The organism is Rothia sp. (in: high G+C Gram-positive bacteria), assembly GCF_015265375.1.
Lineage (GTDB): Bacteria > Actinomycetota > Actinomycetes > Actinomycetales > Micrococcaceae > Rothia.
Genome location: NZ_JABZXW010000103.1, coordinates 1 through 2975, shown reverse-complemented (window position 1 = coordinate 2975; position 2975 = coordinate 1). Strand labels below are relative to the sequence as shown.

The window sequence follows — 2975 nt, the reverse complement described above, 5'->3', positions numbered from 1 at the left end:
GCCTCGAATATGCAATGACCGCCGAAGAACTATTCTTTCCCGCCATCCAAGATACCTTTGACGACGGAAAAGGGTGGGTCATCACCCCCAATCAACAAATCTTGACCATGCACATTCTCGAAGCACAACCGCGCATCCATAACGAGGAACAAAAAATTTTCGACTGGAACGTCAAATTCGACATCCTTCCCGAAGCAAAAGTTTTCCGGAAAGATACCGGGCAGCTACAGCCCATCGCCGAATTCGACACGCGCGGACTCCTTCGCGACGGAGCAATCCACGGGACCTTGCGCTCGCGTTTCCTCGATCCCGGATGGGATATTCACTTCATCCCTGAAAAGGAGGTATAACCATGGGACCCCAACGTAAGGAACAGGAGACGAGCATCCAGCAGAACTCCTCCCAGGAAGCTCATCCGGTATCTTCTGGTCAGCTACTTGCTCATCAGTCGGAGCCGCGAAAGCCCCGTTTTTCTCGTCGTACCCTCGCAATAGGGGGCGTGGGAGTCCTCGGCGCTCTCTTCGTTGGTCGACAGGCCGGTATCCTTGCCACCAATGAGGAAAAGCAAGAAGTGCGTCTTCTTAAATGGGATAGGGCACTAATCGCTCTAGAACCTGATGAGAAGTTTGATGCTGGTTACGTAGACCGTGGAAGCGCAGCGGGGTTTATGGTGTACACCGCCTACGAACGCAGCGGAAGGTACGTGCCCGCCACCGAAGAGCACGCCGCCCAGAATGTGCCCTACCCCGTTCTGCAACCGGGAATGAATGAATATAACCGCGGTGGTTTCTATATTTTTCAGGCGTACTTTTATGCCGCCCTGAACTATTTCTACTACACCGGAGATACCAAACCGCTCTCTGAAGTGATCAACCCCGAAGAGATCATTTCTCCTGAGCTTCTTCGGCTGTACCGGGAAAACCGCGGCTGGCTTATTGCTAATCAGGACGTGTACCGCCTGCAGGTTACCACCGCCGGTATTAATGACCGCAGTAAGAATGGTCGGCAGATATTGAGATACCAGGCAAGACGACGTATTCGCGACGAGGCCGTCTTCTACGTGCCTCAAACGGGGGAGAAGTTACCCATCGATAAGTTCTTGAAGACCGGCGAGGAAGAGTATGCGTTCCTCTGTGCAGAGCACCTGCGCGGCCGCTGGGTGCTCGTGGAAGACGATAAGGACGCCACGCCGCTGTACCCTCCGGGATTCTCCCTCGAAGGGCTAGAGGTATAAGAACCCACCTTCCCGGTAGCCGCACGACATAACCAATAACCACACCACACCAACCACCCTAGGAGACATATGGAACAGTCGCCCCAGAACCCCGGCGCGCCCGCACAGGACAGCGCCGCACAGGGCAGCCCCTTGCCGGAGAATACGGCGCAGAGCAATGCTGTACAGGAAAACACCGTGCAGAACAACGCTGCAGAAAGCACCACGGTAGAAGCTACTGCAGTACCTACCGCAACCGCCCTCCAGAGTCCCGCGCAAGACCCCGCCGTAGATGGTGCCGCATCCGCGGCTCCTGCCGAGGCGGTAGCACCCGCGCCCGCAGAGCCTAAGCGCATGGGCCTCTACTCGCTTATCTGCCTCCTGGTTGCGGTTCCCCTTGGAGTGTCTATCGGCGGGATACCTCTAATGTCGCTATACCTGACGTACACGACAGGGCCTAACGCGCCCCTGCTGATTATTGCGAGCATCATTATCTGGGTGTGTATCGCCTTCGCATACTGTGCACTTGTCACCTGGATTACCGAAGCAATCGCCACCCGTAAGATGCCCTGGGCACAGTCCCTCGGCTTATGCGCACGAGTGATGGCACTCGAAGCAATCATTATCGCCATTACCTTTTCTTTTCTGCTGTCCGCTCTCAACGGCGGCAGGTACTAACACACCGTAGACAAACACCACCGGCAGAATACCGGCAGGGTAGAGCCCCCTAAGCTCCACCCTGCCGGTACTTCGTATCCGGGGTTCCGCGCAATCAGCGAACGCGGGGTGAGAATAGTCAAGGCACAGCATAAAACCGCGCCGAACCAGTGAAAATATGCCGCCAACCCTCTAAAATAGAAAAGGAAAATTCCGAACAACAACCCCGCCCGGCATACCGCGCGGGAAAGCTAAGGAGCGAACTATGTCGCGTAAGCCCCTCATCGCAGGCAACTGGAAGATGAACCTCAACCACGCAGAGGCAGTCACCCTCGTCCAGAAGCTCGCATGGACCCTCGACGACGCAAACTTCAACTTCTCCGCAACCGAAGTAGCCGTCTTCCCGCCCTTCACCGACATCCGCTCCGTGCAGACCCTCGTCGAAGGCGACAAGCTGGACATCCTCTACGGCGGCCAGGACCTCTCCGTCCACGACTCCGGCGCATACACCGGCGAAATCTCCGGCGCATTCCTCTCCAAGCTCGGCGCAACCTTCGTGCTCGTCGGCCACTCCGAGCGCCGCACCTACCACCACGAAAGCGACGAGCTGTGCGCAGCAAAGGTCCAGGCAGCATACAAGCACGGCCTGACCCCCGTCCTCTGCGTCGGTGAGCCCCTCGAAATCCGCGAAGCAGGCACCCACGTCGAGTACACCCTCGAGCAGCTGCGCGGCTCCATCGCAGGTCTGACCGCAGAGCAGGCAGAAACCCTCGTCATCGCATACGAGCCCGTCTGGGCAATCGGCACCGGCAAGGTCGCAACCGCAGACGACGCACAGGAAATGTCCGCAGCAATCCGCGCAGAAATCGCTAAGCTCTACTCCGCAGACGTTGCAGAGAAGGTCCGCGTTCTCTACGGCGGCTCCGTCAAGTCCTCCTCCGCACCCTCCATCATGGGCAAGGAAGACGTGGACGGCGTGCTCGTCGGCGGCGCATCCCTGCAGGCTGACGAATTCGCAGCAATCGCACGCTTCGACGCATAAAACCCCGACGCACCACAGCGTCTCATAGCGTTACAGCGCCCGGCGGGTACCCACCCGACCGGG

At 57.9% G+C, this 2975-nt stretch carries 3 protein-coding genes and 1 pseudogene; all 4 read left to right on the top strand.

Translation table 11 applies throughout. The features are described 5' to 3' along the window. A pseudogene (locus HXO69_RS08840) lies at positions 1-350 on the top strand (peptidoglycan-binding protein); the annotation flags it as partial. Positions 351-352: 2 nt separating this feature from the next. Further along, the gene (locus HXO69_RS08835) at positions 353-1234 is read left to right on the top strand and encodes a DUF6318 family protein (RefSeq protein WP_296546596.1); all 882 of its coding nucleotides are present in this window, start codon (positions 353-355) and stop codon (positions 1232-1234) included. 69 nt (positions 1235-1303) lie between these two features. After that, complete coding sequence (locus HXO69_RS08830) at positions 1304-1891, top strand: histidyl-tRNA synthetase (protein ID WP_294640965.1); 588 nt, start codon at positions 1304-1306, stop codon at positions 1889-1891. Between the two features lie 244 nt (positions 1892-2135). Then, positions 2136-2912 carry a triose-phosphate isomerase gene (tpiA, locus tag HXO69_RS08825; RefSeq protein ID WP_005509126.1) on the top strand — a complete coding sequence of 259 codons (777 nt, stop codon included), beginning with the start codon at positions 2136-2138 and terminating at the stop codon, positions 2910-2912. Positions 2913-2975: the final 63 nt, after the last annotated feature.

Coding starts and splice junctions, on each gene's coding strand:
- HXO69_RS08835 (WP_296546596.1), top strand. CDS start 353: ATGGGACCCCAACGTAAGGAACAGGAGACGAGCATCCAGCAGAACTCC.
- HXO69_RS08830 (WP_294640965.1), top strand. CDS start 1,304: ATGGAACAGTCGCCCCAGAACCCCGGCGCGCCCGCACAGGACAGCGCC.
- tpiA (WP_005509126.1), top strand. CDS start 2,136: ATGTCGCGTAAGCCCCTCATCGCAGGCAACTGGAAGATGAACCTCAAC.